This window comes from Mangrovibacter yixingensis, assembly GCF_020523985.1.
Classification (GTDB): Bacteria; Pseudomonadota; Gammaproteobacteria; order Enterobacterales; family Enterobacteriaceae; genus Mangrovibacter; species Mangrovibacter yixingensis.
The window spans coordinates 61,853-81,160 of the sequence record NZ_JAIVKM010000007.1 but is presented as its reverse complement, the minus strand read 5'-3'; the positions used below and the strand labels follow the sequence as shown (position 1 = coordinate 81,160).

The following is a 19,308-nucleotide window of genomic DNA, read 5'->3' as shown; positions in this document are numbered from 1 at the left end:
TGATTAGCGCTCAAACGTTGCAGGTCTTTCAGTAAGGCCTGCAGCGTTTGGGGAGCGAAGGTAGAATATCAAAATGAAGTTGAGATTTGTCTCACTTTGTAAGATAAAACGTGCTGCCCAGATAGTGGGTAGAGTTTAATAACGATCAGTTTGTAAATGATTTATAAATTTTGACTGCACCAGAGCTATTGGCAATCAAAGTACAGCGCAACACGTTATATTCACCCTTGACTGAACCAGATAAACTAATTTTTCCTTCTTCATTAATCAGTTTATCTGCATCATTAAATGCATCTACAGGTAACTGGCTGTACTCTAACCATACCGCCGCACTCTGGTTTGCATCCTGCTTCATGCGTTCTGTATCTGCAATTTTTGCAATGCAGCGATTTTCAATCCAGTGAGTGAATATTTCCTGCTGCGAAAACGTTGATAAATTTGGCAAAGTGCTTCCTGCAGGTGATGCAAAAAGGATAAAAATAAAAAAATGATTAATTTTCATCAAGCTTACCCAAATTTAATATTGACAAATAATAAGGGATACTGACGATAGTTTTCCTCAAGAGTATCAAGCCTGTCTTTTTGGCACATGCCATCAATTAATCACACCCTTATCCTCTGAAATTAATTTATTCCCATGATAGATGGAGTAAACCCATTTTTCGGAATCATCAGTAACCAGTGAATAAGTATAAGCACCATTCTTAAATTCATATCCCCTGAAATCACAAGTTGCCGGGCAATTAATATTTATTGTTTTCCCTTTTAAAGTAATGCTACGCCCTGTGGCTTTACTTTTTGATTCAATAGAAACATTATCACACGAAACGTTGCCTTCAGCACAATGCCGCGTAATCAAAGCAGTGAATTTATTGCCGCTATATTGAACGGTGCTATCCGCGTAACATAATGAAGAGCACAACACCAATGCAGAACATGCTATAAGTATTTTTACCATTACTAAGTTTCACACTAAAAGGCTGCATTATTGATATGGCATTGCTGCCAGTTGTGTAACGCGCTCATTATCCATACGTGCAACACATTTACTCTCCAGCATGTTGTGAGCACGGGTACCTTCTTCAGCCAGAAAAGCTTCCAGCCTGCACTGCCCATCCCTGAATTTAAGCCATCCACGCTGGGAGTCGAGTAATGTTTTAAGGTAGTCTAAGGTAGTCTTGAGCTAAGTTTTTATCTGCGGCGTAAGAGTTATTAATCCGTTTTTTTGCTGCTGAATACGCAGCGTTAAGGCTGGCTTCAGCCTGTTGCTTTGCTTTCAGAGTGCATTGCAGTATATCACTGTCAGATGTCTGGCTTGCACAACCGTCATCAGCATAGACATTTATTGTTGATATCACCCACACTGCAAGAAGCAAAGTTATTGTTTTCATTCCACAACCAATAGCATATCAATGTGTTGACCTATGATATATCACCATAACTCAGTTCAGTGGCTGAAGTTGACTAAGAAGAATAAACCCTTGATTTTTTCCAACAGAGTCTGGCTGGTTGGCATCATATTGTGCTGCTTTAATCCACTGCTGATTTACACGTTCCAAAGTCACAATAGCCATATCAGCAGTAATCATTGCTCCATTTTTAGCGCTAACATCTGGATCCTGTTTAAAATGCGCATCAGTTATACCGGATTTAAGTGTATACAAGAGGCGATAAGGTCTGGCTTCACACCCTGCTGCATTTTCCAGTACATTAATATCGAAGTGCTGGTCAGTACCAACAGTAAATTTACTCAGTTGCCCACTGTAGTAATGGTGGTCGCATTCCGTGTTCGATGACAAATGATTTATAACTGCGGTACCTGAACGTTCCAGGTGGCCTTCTTTGAACTTCAAAAAGTTTTCAGGAACCGGGCTAAAATAACGAGTTAACAGCGCTTCACTATTTTGCTTATCGAGGTTAACAATTTTTTCAGCATGGTGATTAGCACTTAAAACAAAATAGCGATAGTGTAATTCAGGTGTATTGACTGTGCCGGTATCATTCCAGACTGGCAACCAATAGACCTGAAGTACCCCTTGTTTAAGGAGCTGTTCTGCGTTAACGATGGTGGAAAGACTAAGTAGCAGAACTGAAAATATCAGTCTCCTGACCATTTACGGCTCCTAAGCTGTAACTCCTAAGCTGTAAAAAGAACAGCCTTGAAAATATCTGATTAACCGAAATAGGGTTAAAAGCGATCCCTTCCGGGATCGCCATCAACAACTCGCTTACGCTTCGCTGTTTTCTTTGATATTCCAGCCAACGGAGCTTTCAGCGCCTTTGCTACCGGAAGAAGTTTGTTCCCAGTACTGCTGTTTCACTTTACCAGCCTGGAATGCATAGGTAACACCAACGGTGTCGCCGTTATCTGCACCAGTGTACTGAACAGAAGTTACCAGAACTTCTTCCAGAGTGATGCGTGCGTATTCCACCTGCTGACCACCTGCTTTACATACAGACAGTTCAACTTTGGTCAGGTGTTTACCGTTCGCACAGTATTTCATGATAGCGGTTGCTGATTTGTCGATCAGGGCATTAACGTGCAGGTCGTTAAAGTTTACTTTACCGGCACCGCCGCCACCGCCAACGCTCATGTTACCCGGCTGAGAAGCACCCCAGGAGAAAGAAGTGATATCAGTCCAGCCAGAGTGATTAGAGTCTTTGGACTCACCCGTCACACCGTCGACTTTCAAAAACATATCAATAGCCATAATAATCTCTACTCTTTGATTGGTTAGTTTTGCTGGTTACAGCACTTAATATGGCAAACAGGAAATCATGGGGCTTCATAAAACCGTCCATATTTTACCTCTGCCTCGGCACTGGTTTATTATCTGGAATAATAAACCAGTAAACTCATTGAACTCAGATGTTGATTTTGTTGGTTAAAACTGGGATTGTTAACAACTAAAATCAGTTATGCTTTTTGCATTTAAAAAGGAAACAGGAGATCTTTAATATGAAAAAAAATCTGGCAAAAGCGATGTTTATCATATTCATAATCATAGGGATATACGCAATATATCTATTTATGCAATCACTATGTTTGATTGTTAAAACTGGAAGTTTTAACACCTATTCATTTGGTTTTATTTTTGGGAAGGCAATTTTTATTGCAGTGATATTTTTCATATTACGCTATGTTTTTAAAAAAATTAAATCAAGCTAACTCCGAGAGCGTAATTTTTCAGGAAAATAAAAAATCGCGATAGATACAGCAATAAAAAATATAATTGTATTTATTACGATCTTCACCAAGTTCCCACTCCAGTCACATAATTCCAGTATTACTCTTCTTCTCAAAAATTTTTAACATGCCATCAGCAACTTCTTCCGGTGTATCCTTCATAATAATCCTTTTAGTATTCCGGGCTCCCAAAAGGCAGCCCGGAGAAGTCAGAAGTTACTTACGCATCATTGGTTTTCAGTGATGGCAGTTTGGAAACCAGACGCAGTGAAACAGTCAGGCCTTCCAGTTGGTAATGCGGGCGCAGGAAGAATTTCGCGGCGTAGTAGCCTGGGTTATCTTCAATTTCTTCCACCTGCACTTCTGCTGCGGCCAGCGGTTTGCGGGATTTAGTTTCCTGCGAGGAGTTCGCCGGGTCACCATCCACATAGTTCATCACCCAGCTGTTCAGCCAGCGTTCCATATCGTCGCGTTCGCGGAATGAGCCAATTTTGTCGCGCACAATACATTTCAGGTAATGCGCAAAACGGCAGCAGGCGAACAGATACGGCAGGCGGGCGGCCAGACGGGCGTTCGCAGTTGCATCGGCATCGTGGTATTCCGCCGGTTTTTGCAGTGACTGAGCACCAATAAAGGCAGCAAAGTCAGAGTTTTTGCGGTGAACCAGCGGCATAAAGCCGTTTTTCGCCAGTTCTGCTTCGCGGCGGTCGCTGATGGCAATTTCTGTGGGGCATTTCATATCCACACCGCCATCATCACTTGGGAAGGTATGGCAAGGCAGGTTTTCTACTGCACCACCAGATTCCACGCCGCGAATAGAGGTACACCAGCCAAATTCTTTAAATGAACGGTTGATGTTGGCCGCCATGGCGTAAGCAGCGTTGCTCCAAGTGTAGCTGTCGTGGTTAGCGCCATCCACTTGCTCTTCGAAATCGAAGCTGTCTACCGGGTTAGTGCGCACACCGTAAGGCAGGCGGGACAGGAAGCGTGGCATAACCAGGCCCAGGTAGCGGGCATCTTCGGATTCACGCAGGCTGCGCCATGCAGCATATTCCGTGTTCTGGAAGATTTTGGTCAGGTCGCGTGGGTTAGCCAGCTCTTGCCAGGATTCCATTTGCATCACGCTCGGTGCAGAACCGGTAATGAACGGGCAGTGTGCTGCGGCACCAATGCGTGCCATTTCGCTAAGCAGTTCAACATCCTGCGGGCTGTGGTCGAAGTAGTAATCGCCCACCAGGCAGCCGAAAGGTTCGCCACCGAACTGGCCATATTCTTCTTCGTAGATTTTTTTGAACACCGGGCTCTGGTCCCAACCCACGCCTTTAAAACGTTTCAGGGTACGGCCCAGTTCTTTTTTGGAGACGCTCATAAAGCGGATTTTCAGCATCTCGTCGGTTTCGGTGTTGTTCACCAGGTAGCTCAGGCCACGCCATGCGCTTTCCAGTTTCTGGAATTCGTCGTGGTGAATAATCTGGTTAACCTGTTCGGAAAGTTTTTCATCAATTTCCGCGATCAGCGCCTGAATGGTGCGGTAGGTATCGCTGGAAATGGTGACGGTATTTTCCAGCGCCTGTTGCGCCAGGGTTTTTACCGCGCTTTCTACTGCTTCACGCGCCTGGTCTGTTTTCGGGCGGAATTCTTTGCTCAGCAGCGCGCTGAATTCATCCTGGGTAAACGTCTGAGCGCTGTTTTGCTGTTGTTCAGTTTGGTTACTCATCGATTACTCCTCGTCACCTTTGGCGGTGTCTGCCGCTTTGGGTGCCTGGCTCAGGGATTGCAGTAATGTCGGGTCCTGCAGCACTTTCGCAATCAGGGCTTCCGCGCCATTTTTGCCATCCATGTAGGTCAGCAGGTTAGAAAGTTGGGTGCGGGCTTCCAGTAATTTGTTCAGCGGTTCAACTTTGCGTGCAACGGCGTCTGGCAGGAAGTCATCCATGCTGTCGAAGGTCAGTTCGACATTCAGTTTGCCGTCGCCAGTCAGCGTGTTGTCTACCTGGAACGCCACGCGGGGTTTCAACGCTTTCATCCGTTCATCAAAATTATCAATATCAATTTCAAGGAACTTGCGTTCATCTACCGGGGCTAAAGGCTCGACAGGTTTACCGACTAAATCTGCCATCACGCCCATAACGAAAGGAAGCTGGATTTTGCGCTCCGCACCGTAGATTTCTACGTCGTACTCAATCTGTACGCGGGGTGCGCGGTTACGGGCAATAAATTTCTGCCCACTGTTACTCATTGCCATGGTGTTCTCCATCGAATATGCGCGGTGAAGGTGAGGCGACGGCGCTGTGCCTTCGCCACAAGAGGGTGCGCCGGTTAATCACGGCGCCCGAATATATTTTCCAGTTGGTGGACACCATCGGGTGCGAGGTCGCGAATGATGTCCATAAAGTTCATTTCAATCAGCCGCTGTACGCGTTCAATCAGCAGCGGTGCCGGGTGGCTCGGTTCATACAGCAGGAAATACTGGCGCGCTTTTTCCAACATCAGTTGTGCATCTTCACGCGTTGCCGGTTGAACACTGCGCCAGTCCACATTACGTGGTGCAGCCGCAGCGGGTTGTTGTTCATCAGATTCAGCCACTGTGTTGCCCTCGGTCTGGCTTTCGCCTGTCAGGCCGGGGATCAGGGTGGATAAATCCGTTGCATCGCAAGCCTGAGCCACCGTATTGACTGTTTTCAGCAGCACTTCCATTTCCGGCAGTGCGCTTTCGCCCAGTTGTTCGCTGAGCACTTCACGAATGGTGAGCAGGCGTTCACGAATATGCAGCAAGGCTTCAATGCCAGGCTGCCCGCCGCGTGCCAGTTCATCTACCAGGCGGGGACGCCCGCCGGGGTAATCCGGGCACTCGGTTTTGCTGCCATCCAATAAACTACAGGCATCGCGTAACGAAAGTGTGTCGGCCGCGCTGCGCAGTAATGCAGACTGGCGTACAGCAGTGGTAAGTTCGGAACCATCACCCAGTGCAGCCAGCGCGTTTAAGCGGTAAAACGGATCCCGTTCGCCGTATTCTTCCAGCAGGGGGTACAGCGGTTCCCAGTAGAGCACCAGCACCTGTTGAATCAGCAGCAGGCCATCGGCATAACCTTGCAGGCCGCGCCGCCGGGTCCAGGCATGGATAAGCGCCATAATTACCCGCAGGTCTTTACTGCGCTCCAGCAGGCTGGTGGCCAGTTTTTCGACTTTGGTCCAGTCTGCCGGTTCTGCCGGGATGATGGTGTCGCCAAACTGTTGCTCTGCTTTCCCCTGGCTTGCCTGTTCCATTGCCTGGAAATCGGCATCGTACTCCAGGTTATCGCCACAAGGTTTGTCGGCGCTGACCGGGGCCAGAAAAGCGTCTATGTTCATGAATTACCTGTCAGTCAAACATGGGAGGATACAACCCGTGGCGGCCAGGTTGAGCACCACCTGCGGGGTCAAACAGCATGGAAAATAACTGGCTGGTGAAATTGCCACTGTGTACATGGGTGTACAGCGGGTAGCCATCGCAGCGGTTTGTCCACCAAAAGCTGGTTTGCCGTTGTGGTTCAAAACATTCAGCAGCCTGGCGCCAGCTCAGTGCTGCGGGTGCATCGTCATAACCAATGACATCCAGAATGTCTGACTGGGCATCCCCTTCCGGCACCACTGGCGACGGAATGCTTAATATCGCCTGGTCAAGTTGCTCACCGGCAAAACCATTTCTGACAGCGGTCATCAGGGTGCGGCCCAGTTGTTGGTACCAGGGCTCCGCCAGCGCCAGGCACTGGGGCGACCATTCCGCCGGGCTGAATGCGCTCAGGGCACATACCGGGTACTGCCGCCCTACGCTGTCTCGCCCGGGGAGCAGGCAACCCAGTTGGATAACCTGGCTGCCCAGCATGGGCGGTACCGCAAAATTCCACACGGGGGCTTTATGGAATTCGCGCTTGGCACTGTGGGCCGGGTCATTCTGGTTTTGCCAGTTATGCAGGCCAACCTGGAACCAGTGTGACCACTGGCGTTGCAGCGCATCGGGAAAGCGGCGCTGCAAAAAATCACCGGTGCTGGGCAATTTCCCAAACCAGCACGGTACAGGGTAGTTGCTCATTCAACATTCCTTGCAGTTAAGGGCATGAGAAGCCAGAAAGCTGGAACGGGTTACGAATGCTGTTTGGGGTGAACTCAAGCGTCACGTTGTGCCCGTCAACAGTAAATGTTGCCTGGCGGCTCAGGCTGTTGCTGCCAGGGGACTGTTTCGCCCGGTCAAAGAACCGGTTCAGTGCCCATGGGCCGCTGCTTACCAACGTGGATGTCGTGCCATTGGCGAGCCCCAGTTGCATGCGCACCTGGTTGGTGCCGCCGGTACCCGGCCAGCTCACCAGTTGTACCGCCTGTGGCCCGTGGCTGTAACGCAGCAGTTGCCCGTCTACATCCAGCGAAAGGGTCAGAATATCGTTATCCATACGGATGGTGCGTATCGTCACTTTGTAACCCGGTGTGGTTGCACCATTCGAGAAGAAGGCATCGCGAATGTATTGCGCCTGCTGGAAAGGCCGCAGAATAGCTTCACCGCCAGGCAGGGTTTTACCATCGATGCCTGGCGTAAAGCGCCAGCGCGCCTGGGTGGTATCGACCCGGTTTGTCAGGTTGTCGCGGAAGAAGGCATCCATTAACCCGGTTCCCGGCGCAAACATGCGCGCCAAATCATCCGGGGTGATATCCGCATGCGCACTGCGCACTAACGGGTAGCGCCCGGCAATGGCCTGGCGGCAGAAGCTGCCAATTTCAACATTCAGGCGTTTGCGAATATTGTCCATGTCGCGGCGCTGGGTATCTGAGCTTGCACCCACCGCCATGCTGGTAAACATGTTGTTGAGGCCACCAGGTAAGCGCCCTGCGCTGGCTTGCAGGCGGCTGATGGCATCGCCACCAGGTGCTGGCATGCCACTATTTGCAGCGTCCTGCACGGCGGTCAGGTAACGGTACAGGTCATCAATCTGTTTGAGAAAATCATCAAATACGATGGCTTTACCGCCTTTTTCCAGCGGCTGGGCCAGATCAATGATTGGCGCGTAGTGATCGGTAACTTGTTGTTCCGGTGTTTGTGCTGCGGCAATGGCACCGTTACTGGTTGCGCCAAATAAGTTATTCAATGAACTGCTGTTGTCATCCGCTGCGGCTTTTTTATCTTCCGGCGTATCACTGGCCCGGGAAAGCGTGAGCACTTTACTCAGGTTCATGACTAACTGGCGCAACGGTGAATTGTTGCTGGATAACACGCGGGCCGTATTGATGCGGTGAGTCAGGTCTGCACTGTTATTCAGTTGAATATCTGCCAGGTAGTTATCCCAGGCCGCCATAAAATCACGTGCATAGAGTTGGCGCACAGCTTCATTAATGGCTTTTTGGTCTTCTTTCTGTGGTGCGCCAAGCACCCAGGCGTCGTCTTCGTGCAATGACGCCGTCACACTGGCGATTTGTTTCTCAAAATGGTTCCAGTAGCCTTCCGGGGTATACAGGCCCGGCACACCATCCGTGATTGGCTTGCCTGTTTTGCGCGAGAACACCAATTCACTTTGTGGCCCGCCCAGCGTTGCCAGTGAAACTGGCTGGAGAGAATCATCGTGCTCCAGCAAACGTTTCAGGCGGCCATAAACCCTGACTGACAGCGGATTTTGGTTAATCAGTTGCTGCTCGCGCTGGATAAGTTCGTCGTCTTTGGCGTAAGGCGAAGACTGAATCTGGTTTTCCAGCAGCTGGGTCAGGTGCCACTCCATTTGATGCAGTTCATTCTGCGTAACATTGCGTGGCAAATTACGTGACAGGTTGAACATCACCCAGGCATGGAGGAATTTGCCATCGTAATGCTTCGGCTGGTACAGCATCTGGTAGGCTTTCAGCGCTTCATAGCTGTATTCCACATCGCTGCCGTTGTCGTTACGTAACCAGGTGGTAATTCGTTGAGCTACTGCCGGCAATACCATTTCCTGCAATGCTTTTTGGTATAACGACTGGGTGGCATCGCTCACTTCATTACCGCGATACAGGCCCATACGCCAGGTGATACCCGGCGAGTTAATATCTACGGTATCGCTTTTGGGCAGATTCTGCAGGCTGTTGAGGAATGGCAGGAGATCGAACAAATCGCTGCTGTCGCTGGTTTGTAACGCTTTACTCTGCGCCTGAACCCCCGGCACTTTCGCCTGCACTTCGGCCAAATAGCCTTTGTTGTTGCCGTAACTGGTGAGCCATAACCCGGCAAGTACCACCAGCACAGCCGCCAGTGCAGCATAGCCCGACCAGATAACCGCCCGGTTACGAATCGCCCACCAGCGGTTTTGCCCGGCAATCCCCGCTTCCTGGAAAATTACCCGCTGCAGCAGGTTTTTAATAAAGTAACTTTGGCCTTTGTTGCCAGGAATTGGCGCTTCTTTGCTAACGCTGTCCCAGGCATCGTTGGTCTGTTGCTTGTCACTACCGTTGTTATTATCTTGCGGTAAGTGCAGGGCGCGCGCTAAATCGCCCATTACCCGGTCGAAAGGCAGGCCTTCCTGGGTACCACTGGCAAAGTAAATGCCGCGTGGAGAGAATTCGGTTTCGAAGTTGGAGCGGGCAAAAACGGTGCTCAGGTAATCAGCCAACAGTGGGCGCAGTGCGGCAAATTCCTGCGGGAACAGGTAGCTTTCCGCGCGGGTTTGCGGGTCGCTTTCCTGCAACATGATGTCAGGCAGCCCGGCATCAAGGCGTTGTTGTAATAGCGCATATTCTTGGGCAAACGCGCCCATCAGGTCGAAACTGGCCAGGCTTGATTGCGACCAGGGGAAGGTAAAGCCCCAGATTTGTTCACGCTGGGCTTTATCCAACCCGGCAAAATAGGCACTGAACCCTTTAAGTAAATCCGCTTTGGTGACCATGACATACACCGGGAAGCGAATACCCAGTTGTTCATGCAGTTCTGCCAGGCGCTGGCGCAGGTTGGTTGCCTGCTGTTGCATCGCTTCCGGCGACAATGTCAGCAAATCAGAAATGCTGATGGTCATGATGACGCCGTTGATAGGCTGGCGGCCACGGTATTTACGCAGCAGCCCCATAAAACGCTGCCACTCGCTGGCATCAAGTGCCTGCTGGCTTTCGTGGGTTGAATAACGCCCGGCGGTATCCAGTAAGACGGCTTCGTTAGTAAACCACCAGTCGCAGTTACGGGTGCCACCTATACCGCGCAGCGCCGTTTTCCCGAATTTGTCCGCCAGCGGAAATTGCAGGCCGGAGTTGATCAGTGCAGTGGTTTTCCCGGCACCCGGCGCACCAATCATGACATACCAGGGCAGTTGGTACAGGTACTGCTGGCTGAAGCGCTGTAGCCACGGGTGGCCATGCTGGCTGCGGCTGAAGTGCGCTTTTTTCAGGAACTGGGAGGCATCATTAAAGCGTTCTGCCAAAACCTGTTCTTCATTGGTCAGGCGCTGGCGATTTTCCGGTGCAGTGGTATCTTCACCGGCCGCATTCTTGTTGATGTTCTCCATCATTTTGCGGTTAAGCCACGCGTTATAAATCCGCGGAATGATATGGCTGTGGATCCACACCAGGTAGATAAGGCCAATACTGATAACCCGGTTTTGCACCGATTCCAGCGGGCGAGTATCCACAATGGAAAACAGGGGGCCAATCATCCAGATAACCGCCGCAAATGCAGTTACCCCAACAAAACCCCATAAAATGCGGTTGGTGAGTATGGAAAGGAGAACTCTCAACATCCTTTAGTTTCCTTGCGCAATGCCGTTCAGCTCAGCCTGGGTATTTTCCGGCGAGACAAGTAAAGTGATTTCAACACGGCGGTTACGGGCGCGGTTTTCTGCTGTGTTATTAGGCGCCACCGGGTTGGTGTCGCCACGCCCTTCCGCTTTCACCCTTTCCGGGCGGGAAAGCTGTTTTTCCAGCATGTCCGTGACTGACTGGGCACGCTCAAGAGACAGTTCGTAGTTCGAGGCAAAGCGCGCACTGCGAATCGGTACGTTATCGGTGTAACCGACAACCAGAATTTTACCGCTGACGTTGTCCATCGCTTTCGCCACTCTGTCGATAACCGGTTTGTAACGGTCACGCACGACAGTTGAGCCTGATGCAAACAGGCCATCGCCTTTGAGGATAACCACGCTGCGGTCTGATTCATCGCGTACTGCAACCAGGCCTGCTTTGATTTCTGGGCTCAGGAACGCACGCAGATTAAGGACTGGCGGGTGGCGCGGTGCCGGATTTTTAATGGTAACGTCTGGCAATGTGGTCTGGTACACCGCGGCAAGCACCGGGCTGGTGTAATCACCAAGCCGCCAGTTCAGGCCGATATAAAACAGGCAGGCAAGGAACCCGGCCAGAGCGGTACATGCCCATACAGGCACAACCGGGCGCCATAATTTGCGCATAACTGGCTGGTCTTCCGGGTGCACAGAAAGCGCCGGAGCATACTGGCCACGCACGCCTCGAATCATCTGCCATAAACGCTGTTTAATCGTTTCCAGTTGTGTGCGCCCGTTATCCAGCACGCGGTAGCGCCCTTCGAACCCCAGCAACAAGCAGGTGTTGATCATTTCCAGTAAGTTGATGTGCTCACGTGGGTTTTGTGAAAGCCGTGCCAGTAACTGGAAGAACTTTTCGCCGCCCCAGGTTTCGTTATGGAAGGTGACCAGCAAACCGCTGCCCGCCCAGACACTGCGGCTACCCCAGGGGGTAAGCGATGCGGCTTCATCCAGTGCGGTGCACAAGCAGTAGCGCGCACCAACAATCACTTCATATGCCAGGCCTGATTGCTGGCAACGTACTTCGAAGCGGCGAATTTCGTCTATTAACCGTTGGCGTAATCCTGCCGGGTCGTTGTGTGAAACAGAGTGGCGGATTTGAACAATGGCATTCAGTAAAGGATTGGCTGCCGCCACCAGCGGATTAGCGCTGCTGGCGCCTGCAAACATGGCATCACCGGCTGTGGCTTGAGATTCCTGCATAATTGGCGCGTACCCTTGAATTATTCTGCGTGGCTACGAATAGCCCAAAATTCCATATCCAGCCCTGGAAATTCACCGGCCAGATGCAGCGCAAATGCGCCTGATTTTTCCATTTCTTTCCATAATTCCCCGCCCTTCTCCAACTGGAAGTAGCTGTAACCGGCGTGCCAGGGGATTTGCGGGGGAGCAACCGGCATTGCACGCAATACCATGCCAGGTAACTGGAGCTGCACCAGGTCGCGAATTTTGGTGACCGGTGCAATCTTCATTTGTGCCGGGAAATGGGTTTGCAATGCGTCGCCTGGAACATTCGCCCGCACCGCCAGCACAAAACCAAACTCTTTCACCATGCTGGTTTCTGGCACAGTGGCGACATTCAGGCCATGAGAGCGTTCGTTAAGTGGCAACTGAATCGCGCTTTCTTCCATAACCTGCGACAGGCCCTGGCGTAACATCAGGAGAAGTTTGCTGAAGCACCAGGCAAGGTCATCATGGTCATAAACTGGCAAGCTGGCAGCAGGTGAACGTTGCGGCATCCAGGTAGCAAGTTCAGTCGCGAAGCCAATCCATTCGCGCCACAGTTGTTCCGGGTGGAGTAATGGCAGGTTGCGCAGATGCTCTGATAACCCCAAATGGCGGTTCACTAATGCCAGCAGGCTGAACTCAATCATTTCTGAGGTATTGAACCGGCCAGGTTTACTCAGGTGCTGGCCAATTTGCTGGCTGCGCTGTGCCAGCAGGCCGTGCATGTCTGTCAGGTAAGCGAACAAATGCTCATTGTTAATGGCATTGAGCATCGGCGGTATATAGCTGTTTTCCAAGCGAACCTGGTTGTCGTTGCGCTTTTCGATAACCTGCGCCACGCCAACCGCTGTCCATTCCGCGGTCAGGTCACTTTCCAGCATCAGGCGCAGGCGTAATTTGCCAAACTGGACTGTGGCGCTGCCCACCGCCATGTCGTTGTCGTCGTCCACATCCGCTTCCCAGGCGATATAACGCGCCAGGGAGTCAGAGGCTTCACTAAAAATCACCGCTTCACGGCCTGAACGGCTCACAGGTAAAGCCAGCACGACACGGGCGTTATTTACGTTATCGCCAATAGCCAGCGGAGCCGGGCCATCTTCTGCTCGTGTAAAAGAAAATGGCGTACCGTCGGGTAACAGGCCTGTTGCGCTACTTAGCGCCACACAGCCCTGGCGCAGTAAAGCTTCGTCAAATTCAATGTGCTGAAAACCCCACATGTACGGACGGGTTTGCATTCCCCAGTCGCGTAACTGGCTTTTCAGGTAGCTTTCCGCACGTTGAAAATGATGGGGACGCAGGAACATGCCTTCTGTCCACACGACCTTTTCTGCTTTGTTCATACTGCTTTCCTGTTGTAAGACGGGTTATTCGTTAACAACACGTATGCCATTGATATCCAGGAACAGGTGCGCTTCGAGCGTATCTGACGACCATTTCCAGAACTTGTAGAAGCTGTCTTCGCTGGGTGCCGGTAACGGCAAGGAGACGCGCCATTTTTTACCATCAAGAGACTGGTATTCCGCCATGATGCCGATAAAACGGGCATCCGGGGTGCTTTGACCAGCGAGCTGTTTGTTCTGCTGGCCAGGCATCAGGAAGAACTGATCGCTGTTTAGCAGGTTCGCGCCCAGAACGCCCTGAGGATTGTTTTGTAACGAATAAAAGTCAGCTGACATAAAGTCAGCGTCTGATTTGAGCAAAAAGACCCGGATTTTAAGCGGCGCAGACTGGTTTATCTGCGGGTGAGCCATGAATACCAGGTTGTATTTGGCAGGCACAGTGCGCGATGAAGAAACACAACCTGATAACAGTGCCAGCGCCACCATGAAAAACGCCAGGAGTCCCTGGCGCATCAGACGAGTTTTCATCATGAGGATTCACACGAGAAAGCGGCTTACTGGATTATCCAGGTTCCGCTGTTGGTGTTTTTGCATGCCTGGCTGTTGTTATCAACAGACACACAGTTGGTTTTCTTCGCGGCAGCACGGCGTTTGCGTGGGCGATCTTTACGCAAGGTTGCATCGTACAGGTCGCTTTTCACGACAGCGCGCAGGGGAACATAACCAATCAGCTCATCTTTACCCTGCTCAGCAACCGCCATCCAGTAATCCTGAACACGACCGAGAACCTGGTAAGTGCCACCGTTATCCAAATAACGCACGACGTTACCACCAAAATCCGGGCGGCTCATTACAGAAGCTTTGTAAAGCGCACGGTACTCTTCATTAATCGGGTGGAATTCAGTCGGTGGCGTAATAGCATGACGGTAAGTCAGTTTCACACCATCAACGGTGCTGCTGACGATAGTGTCATCATTCACAGCGGGTGGATGTTTCACACAACCAGATACACCGAATACAAATAACAGAGCAAGGACGATTCGTAATTTCATCGTATTCTTCCATTGAAAGAGGGAGTGACAAAAGTTTGATGCCGTACCTGAGGCGTTGTACGTACAGGCATGGACGAAAGCGATTGCCTTCACCGTCGCGCATAACGGCAAACCAACCATAAAAACATCGTGTAGATTGCAGTGACATCAGCGATGTAACCCCCGCTAAAAGCCACAATGCCAGCAAGCAATCTGAAGGTATAACGCGTATAAGGTTAATCGACCAGCGGGTCTGGCACTATACCTTTGCAACATTATTACACAGTGCTGTAGTCTTCGAGATAGTGCTCAAGCATGAAATAATAAACATACGAAATAATCGGTGTTCACTGTCTCAAAGGTAAAGCTACCGCACGAACCTTACACATATAAGGACCGGATACACCATCAGATTTTATTTTCCCTGCTACAAAGACGACACAACAAACAGATGGATATATTCACCCATCAGTTTTAGCACGGATATATTTTACTTAAGGAGCCAAAAAACCCTTGTGTGTAATTACAAACTGAGGCGCTGTTTGCTGGAAGCACTGCTGTGTGCTCTACTCTGTCCGCAAGGGGATTTTGACACGCTTATGCATCAGAAAAGTCTTTCAAGCTACTGATATTTATTAAATATCAGTATGAAGTACATTTATATGTACAAAAAACACACATAAAAAATGTGTAATCAGGTATTAATTTTATGAGCCATACGATATTTTATCAGGGCTATAAAAATAACCAGGAATAGTCCTAATAGTACGAAGGAATGAGGCCCAAAAAGCCAATACCTACAATATTTAGTAGGCTTTTATAGTCACTTTTTTATCGTAGTAGAAATATTACGAAATATATTTCGTATGAGTTTTATCCGAATATATTCTTCCACCGGAAAGGTGATATGGAATTAATAATAAGCAGGTAAAAGGATTAACCTATAGATCATTTTTTTATGTGATACAGATCACGTTTTAAAATCTGCTATTCCTGCTACACCGAGATGCGAGCATAAATCAGACAATCCTCACCCCTGGTATTCCGGGCAGAGCCACACACACAGGTTGGTACGACTGCGATGCTTACAACGATTAACCCCGTCACCTTGCCGCTACAGGGTTTTGCGGAACTCTGTGCGGCCAGCCAGAGTGAAGGTTTCGCCATGCTCAGGCGCCTTGAACAACACTGGCAGGATGGAAGTAACCTTTTCGATAAGACAGGTGAAATTCTTCTCGCGGCCTGGGTAGAAGGAGAGCTGGCAGGTATTGGAGGCCTTAACCAGTGCCCGTTTGACACACACCCGAAAGCAGCACGATTACGCCACCTTTATGTTAGCCCGGCATTTCGCCGCCAAAAAGTGGGCCTGCGCCTTGTTAGTACACTGGAAACCCACGCAAGGCTTGCCGGTTTTCACCACCTCAACACCCACGCGCCAGAAACAGCGTTTGATTTTTATCAGTCCCTAGGGTTTCTTCCCGTATATGGGCAGGAACGGCTGACGCACCAAAAATACCTCGCACCTGCCACACTCAACAACTGGCAACAATAGTTGCCAACATCTGTTTCCTGCCAAATACGCCAGACTATTAAGAATTACCCAAGCCGAATAGAGGCACGGCTATTTTCATGGTAGATTCCTCGACAAATTAAGATTCACGCAGAATCATAACCTGCATTTACAGAATAATTATCTAAAAAACCATGAAAACGCTGACGCATAAACCGCAGTTAATACTGCTTATTCTGCTGATCGCCGTCGGGCAGATGGCGCAAACCATTTATATACCGGCAATGACTAATATGGCCGCCAGTTTCCAGGTGCGGGAAGGTGCGATTCAGAGCGTTATGGCAGCGTATCTGCTGACCTATGGTCTCTCCCAATTATTTTATGGCCCGATTTCAGACCTGACTGGTCGCCGCCCTGTGATTCTGGTGGGGATGAGCGTGTTTATGCTCGCAACTCTTGTTGCGGCCACAACACCGCACTTTTCGGTGCTGGTGCTGGCGAGTGGGTTACAGGGAATGGGCACCGGTGTGGCGGGCGTGATGGCCCGAACCATGCCACGCGATTTATATGAGGGGCCGTCTTTACGAAAATCTAATAGCTTGTTAAATATGGGCATTCTGGTTAGCCCGCTATTAGCACCTTTACTGGGTGGTGTGCTCAATACCTTTGCGGGGTGGCGTGCTTGCTTTGTTTTTCTGTTGCTATTGTGCCTGGTTGTTACTCTGTGTATTGCGCGTTTTATGCCTGAAACGCGCCCCCAGGCATCGCACCCCACTTCACTATTACGTAACTACCAGGCCTTATTCAGCCAACGTGCATTTTGCTGCTATTTGTTGATGCTGGTGGGTGGGCTGGCAGGTATTGCTGTATTCGAGGCCTGTGCGGGTGTGTTGATGGGCAGTGTGCTTGGGCTGAATAGTGTTACCGTTAGTATTTTGTTTATTCTGCCTATTCCCGCTGCTTTTTTTGGTGCCTGGTATGCGGGGCGAGCAGGGAAACAGTTTACTACGTTAATGTGGCAGGCTGTGCTTAGTTGCCTGGTTGCCGGTTTGCTAATGTGGATTCCCGGTTGGGCTGGCGTGATGAATATCTGGACACTGCTGGTGCCTGCCGCGCTGTTTTTCTTCGGTGCAGGTATGGTTTTCCCATTAGCAACCAGTGGTGCCATGGAGCCGTTCCCGTTCCTGGCTGGCACCGCTGGCGCACTGGTAGGCGGATTACAAAATATGGGGGCAGGTTCGATGGCCTGGCTCTCTGCGCTGTTACCGCAAACCAGCCAGAGTAGTGTAGGTATGTTGATGACCGCGATGGGCCTGGTAATGCTGGGGTGCTGGTTGCCCCTGGCGTTGCGCCAACAACATCACCGCCGCCAACCCGTTTAATCTCAATGATGGTGTGCTTTAGTTTTTCCGGGTATTTTCGCGTCAGCAGGCGGACACGCGGGTTTTATCATCGCCTGGAGTAATGCCGCAGTACCCGGCCGCCAGGCACCTTCCTCCCCATCGTAAAACAGGTTATCGGCATTGAGTGCATAAGGAATCTGTGCCTGCTGGAGTTCACATGCCATAAACGTCGCGAAGGCGATTTGGGAAGGCTGAACCGGGTTTTTCAGCGTTGCACCAGCCGACCAGCCCCCAACCCAAGAAAAATGCCCGGTTTTCTGCTGCCAGTGCAGCGCAGTATTGATACGGCTACGAATCGCGGCTTTTTCCGCAGCGGTTCCTGTGGTCCATGGATATTTATTACCCACTTTCACAGGCCCCCAGGGGAAAATATGCCATTCGGCCAGCACATGGCCGTTACTCTGGGAAGGCCACTTGAGGTTAACCAGGTCTTCCGGTGTGGCACGCTGGCGCGGTGCAATAAACACCATACGCTGTGGGTCAATATGGTGAATATCCCGCACGACTTTGTCATAAAGGCGGTTTAGCGCCTGTTGATCATGGTTTAGTTTCTCACTGGGCTCGTAGATGATATCGAACCCAAGTTCAGGGTGGGTACTGGCAAAATAGCGGCTTACGGTATTCCACCAGGCAACTACTTTGGCTTCATTACTCCCAGAGGGATCATTTTTAAATTCATCCGCCTGGTAAGAAATGATGGGTATCACGCCATATTTTTCACAGGCTTCAACAATTTTGCGTAAATGAAGTAAGTGCCTTTCTGTTGCGTCATTGGCTACCCGAATGCGCACATGCCCCAGCCCGCGCTGTTGATAATCACGTACCACTAACGGGTCAAACTCGCGAATTCCACGTTCCGTTCTTGCCCAGTCAACATCCATACCGGTACCCAATGCAGCGGCATATTGCCGGGCAGTAAAACCTGCTGGCAAGCGTGAAGGTGCAGCGGTTTCAGCCTGCACTGGCACAACCGAGGGTATCGGTGCTGTGGCGGGCAATGATGTGGCACAGGCCGTTGCACTGACTAACCCTGTCATAAACGCGATGAAAGTCTTCAAGGCATTGACCTTCCGGCAATTGATATCAGAAATATATGTATTTATTTAGCATGCTTTGGGGAAACAGGTGCATAAATAAAATCGTTATTCTGGTGACCAAAGATGTAACCAAATTTGGTGAATATGCACAGCGGCAAATAATAACGCCAGCCCGAGAACCCCCAAGGCAATCACACATTTGCCACGGACAGTTTGCGCACCAAGTAAATCCTGGCGGGCGATGTCCATTAGCTGGCGTTGCCGTGCCCAGGCATAAACCACGCCCACCAGAACCGCCAGCACTAGCAACGATACCCAGAATAATGGCCCGGCGCGATGCCAACTGTGGCGTAATGCCAGTGCCAGCAAGGCACCGTATCCCAGCAATGTACGGTACCAGGCAAGTGCCGTGCGTTCCGGTTGCAGGCCAGGGTCCTGTTCACGGCGCAGGCGGCGGGAAGATTCAGGCATAAAACACCATCACCATTGCAATCACCACCACCACGACCATCACCAGGCTTATCAACTTCAGCCCGCGGGTATAGGGTAAATCCTGCTTCAGCCGCATCGCTTTTTCATTGCGTAACCAGCGAATGTAACTGTATACCGCCAGGCCGCCAGCGAACAGACACAGGAATAACGACAATATTTCACGAATAAGTGGTGTGGCAAGGTCAGGAGCCAGTTGATCCAACCCAACGCCCGCAGCCAGGAAGCCTAAAGCCGTGCGGATCCATGCAAGAAAGGTGCGCTCGTTCGCCAGAGAAAAGCGGTAGTCAGGCGCTTCGCCCAGTTGGGTGATTTTCATTATGCTCC

Annotated in this window: 19 protein-coding genes and 1 pseudogene; 2 read left to right on the top strand and 18 right to left on the bottom strand. The window is 50.5% G+C overall.

The features are described 5' to 3' along the window. Nucleotides 1-145: 145 nt before the first annotated feature. The 15 genes and pseudogenes from LC084_RS18675 to LC084_RS18605 all read right to left on the bottom strand — a co-directional run bounded on the left by LC084_RS18675 (nucleotide 146) and on the right by LC084_RS18605 (nucleotide 14,563). Entirely contained in the window at nucleotides 146-502 is a 357-nt protein-coding gene (locus LC084_RS18675; protein ID WP_226572791.1) for a T6SS amidase immunity protein Tai4 family protein, read from the bottom strand. Between the two features lie 93 nt (nucleotides 503-595). After that, the gene (locus LC084_RS18670) at nucleotides 596-958 is read right to left on the bottom strand and encodes a hypothetical protein (RefSeq protein WP_226572789.1); all 363 of its coding nucleotides are present in this window, start codon (nucleotides 956-958) and stop codon (nucleotides 596-598) included. A gap of 27 nt (nucleotides 959-985) precedes the next feature. Further along, a pseudogene (locus LC084_RS23385) lies at nucleotides 986-1,105 on the bottom strand (lysozyme inhibitor LprI family protein); the annotation flags it as partial. Nucleotides 1,106-1,157: 52 nt separating this feature from the next. Continuing rightward, nucleotides 1,158-1,391 (bottom strand): hypothetical protein, encoded by a 234-nt coding sequence (locus LC084_RS18660; RefSeq protein WP_226572787.1) that lies wholly within the window; start codon nucleotides 1,389-1,391, stop codon nucleotides 1,158-1,160. 51 nt (nucleotides 1,392-1,442) lie between these two features. Continuing rightward, nucleotides 1,443-2,114, bottom strand: coding sequence for a hypothetical protein (locus tag LC084_RS18655; protein WP_226572785.1), 672 nt, complete (start codon nucleotides 2,112-2,114; stop codon nucleotides 1,443-1,445). Nucleotides 2,115-2,228: 114 nt separating this feature from the next. Beyond that, the gene (locus LC084_RS18650) at nucleotides 2,229-2,711 is read right to left on the bottom strand and encodes an Hcp family type VI secretion system effector (RefSeq protein WP_036113859.1); all 483 of its coding nucleotides are present in this window, start codon (nucleotides 2,709-2,711) and stop codon (nucleotides 2,229-2,231) included. Between the two features lie 696 nt (nucleotides 2,712-3,407). Continuing rightward, nucleotides 3,408-4,904 carry a type VI secretion system contractile sheath large subunit gene (gene tssC / locus LC084_RS18645; RefSeq protein WP_226572783.1) on the bottom strand — a complete coding sequence of 499 codons (1,497 nt, stop codon included), beginning with the start codon at nucleotides 4,902-4,904 and terminating at the stop codon, nucleotides 3,408-3,410. Nucleotides 4,905-4,907: 3 nt separating this feature from the next. Next, nucleotides 4,908-5,432 (bottom strand): type VI secretion system contractile sheath small subunit, encoded by a 525-nt coding sequence (tssB, locus tag LC084_RS18640; RefSeq protein WP_036113871.1) that lies wholly within the window; start codon nucleotides 5,430-5,432, stop codon nucleotides 4,908-4,910. Between the two features lie 74 nt (nucleotides 5,433-5,506). Next, nucleotides 5,507-6,538 (bottom strand): type VI secretion system protein TssA, encoded by a 1,032-nt coding sequence (gene tssA, locus LC084_RS18635; protein WP_226572781.1) that lies wholly within the window; start codon nucleotides 6,536-6,538, stop codon nucleotides 5,507-5,509. Nucleotides 6,539-6,548: 10 nt separating this feature from the next. Beyond that, nucleotides 6,549-7,259 carry a type VI secretion system-associated protein TagF gene (tagF, locus tag LC084_RS18630; RefSeq protein WP_226572779.1) on the bottom strand — a complete coding sequence of 237 codons (711 nt, stop codon included), beginning with the start codon at nucleotides 7,257-7,259 and terminating at the stop codon, nucleotides 6,549-6,551. A 16-nt stretch (nucleotides 7,260-7,275) separates the two neighbouring features. Further along, nucleotides 7,276-10,905 (bottom strand): type VI secretion system membrane subunit TssM, encoded by a 3,630-nt coding sequence (gene tssM, locus LC084_RS18625; RefSeq protein WP_226572776.1) that lies wholly within the window; start codon nucleotides 10,903-10,905, stop codon nucleotides 7,276-7,278. A gap of 3 nt (nucleotides 10,906-10,908) precedes the next feature. Continuing rightward, nucleotides 10,909-12,147: a DotU family type VI secretion system protein gene (locus LC084_RS18620; RefSeq protein WP_226572774.1), complete on the bottom strand. Its 1,239-nt coding sequence runs from the start codon at nucleotides 12,145-12,147 to the stop codon at nucleotides 10,909-10,911. Nucleotides 12,148-12,167: 20 nt separating this feature from the next. Continuing rightward, nucleotides 12,168-13,511: a type VI secretion system baseplate subunit TssK gene (tssK, locus tag LC084_RS18615; protein WP_226572772.1), complete on the bottom strand. Its 1,344-nt coding sequence runs from the start codon at nucleotides 13,509-13,511 to the stop codon at nucleotides 12,168-12,170. A gap of 24 nt (nucleotides 13,512-13,535) precedes the next feature. Beyond that, nucleotides 13,536-14,039: a type VI secretion system lipoprotein TssJ gene (gene tssJ, locus LC084_RS18610; RefSeq protein WP_226573035.1), complete on the bottom strand. Its 504-nt coding sequence runs from the start codon at nucleotides 14,037-14,039 to the stop codon at nucleotides 13,536-13,538. Nucleotides 14,040-14,065: 26 nt separating this feature from the next. Then, nucleotides 14,066-14,563: an SH3 domain-containing protein gene (locus LC084_RS18605; RefSeq protein WP_226572770.1), complete on the bottom strand. Its 498-nt coding sequence runs from the start codon at nucleotides 14,561-14,563 to the stop codon at nucleotides 14,066-14,068. Between the two features lie 1,060 nt (nucleotides 14,564-15,623). Between LC084_RS18605 and LC084_RS18600 the strand changes: the two genes are divergently transcribed. Next, nucleotides 15,624-16,094 carry a GNAT family N-acetyltransferase gene (locus LC084_RS18600; RefSeq protein ID WP_226572769.1) on the top strand — a complete coding sequence of 157 codons (471 nt, stop codon included), beginning with the start codon at nucleotides 15,624-15,626 and terminating at the stop codon, nucleotides 16,092-16,094. Between the two features lie 152 nt (nucleotides 16,095-16,246). Further along, nucleotides 16,247-17,434: a multidrug efflux MFS transporter EmrD gene (gene emrD, locus LC084_RS18595; RefSeq protein WP_226572768.1), complete on the top strand. Its 1,188-nt coding sequence runs from the start codon at nucleotides 16,247-16,249 to the stop codon at nucleotides 17,432-17,434. A gap of 2 nt (nucleotides 17,435-17,436) precedes the next feature. Here the strand turns inward: emrD and LC084_RS18590 are convergent, their stop codons facing one another. The 3 genes from LC084_RS18590 to LC084_RS18580 form a co-directional block, all read right to left on the bottom strand. Next, a complete protein-coding gene (locus tag LC084_RS18590; RefSeq protein WP_404808762.1) occupies nucleotides 17,437-18,492 on the bottom strand; it encodes a cellulase family glycosylhydrolase in 1,056 nt (351 codons plus the stop codon). Between the two features lie 105 nt (nucleotides 18,493-18,597). After that, the gene (locus LC084_RS18585) at nucleotides 18,598-18,963 is read right to left on the bottom strand and encodes a DUF202 domain-containing protein (RefSeq protein WP_226572767.1); all 366 of its coding nucleotides are present in this window, start codon (nucleotides 18,961-18,963) and stop codon (nucleotides 18,598-18,600) included. Continuing rightward, nucleotides 18,956-19,300 (bottom strand): YidH family protein, encoded by a 345-nt coding sequence (locus LC084_RS18580; RefSeq protein WP_226572766.1) that lies wholly within the window; start codon nucleotides 19,298-19,300, stop codon nucleotides 18,956-18,958. Before LC084_RS18580 ends, LC084_RS18585 begins: the two co-directional genes overlap by 8 nt. Nucleotides 19,301-19,308 lie beyond the last annotated feature (8 nt).